Consider the following 660-nt stretch of genomic DNA (forward strand, 5'->3'; position numbering starts at 1 on the left):
CCCTTACGGTCTGGGCTACACACGTGCTACAATGGTCGGTACAAACGGTTGCCAAGTCGCGAGACGGAGCTAATCTGAGAAAGCCGATCGTAGTCCGGATTGCAGTCTGCAACTCGACTGCATGAAGTCGGAATCGCTAGTAATCGCGAATCAGCATGTCGCGGTGAATACGTTCCCGGGTCTTGTACACACTGCCCGTCACACCATGGGAGTGGGTTGCACCAGAAGTAGCTAGCTTATCAGGGCGGTTACCACGGTGTGATTCATAACTGGGGTGAAGTCGTAACAAGGTAACCGTAGGGGAACCTGCGGTTGGATCACCTCCTTTAAAGAGAATCGTAAGATTCAACAAGATGCTGCTACAAGACACTCGCACAAACTATCTTATTAAGACGCTACAATGGGTCTGTAGCTCAGTTGGTTAGAGCGCACCCCTGATAAGGGTGAGGTCAGAGGTTCAACTCCTCTCAGACCCACCAAGAAATGGGGCTATAGCTCAGCTGGGAGAGCGCCTGCTTTGCACGCAGGAGGTCAGCGGTTCGATCCCGCTTAGCTCCACCATGGAAACCATGTAGTACAAAGAAAACAAAACATTAAAAGTTTAATTTTTAGAAGTTTAGTTTATAGATTTTATTATTTATAGATAAAATTATTATTTAC

Annotated in this window: 2 tRNA genes and 1 rRNA gene; all 3 read left to right on the forward strand. The window is 47.3% G+C overall.

Annotated elements, in window-relative coordinates:
- Positions 1–328, forward strand: a 16S ribosomal RNA gene (locus tag A5N85_RS13515); the annotation flags it as partial.
- Between the two features lie 74 nt (positions 329–402).
- Positions 403–479: transfer RNA gene (locus A5N85_RS13520), tRNA-Ile, on the forward strand.
- A gap of 6 nt (positions 480–485) precedes the next feature.
- A tRNA-Ala gene (locus A5N85_RS13525) sits at positions 486–561 on the forward strand.
- The last annotated feature ends 99 nt before the right edge of the window (positions 562–660 follow it).

The organism is Suttonella ornithocola (assembly GCF_001889065.1).
GTDB classification, from domain to species: domain Bacteria; phylum Pseudomonadota; class Gammaproteobacteria; order Cardiobacteriales; family Cardiobacteriaceae; genus Suttonella_A; species Suttonella_A ornithocola.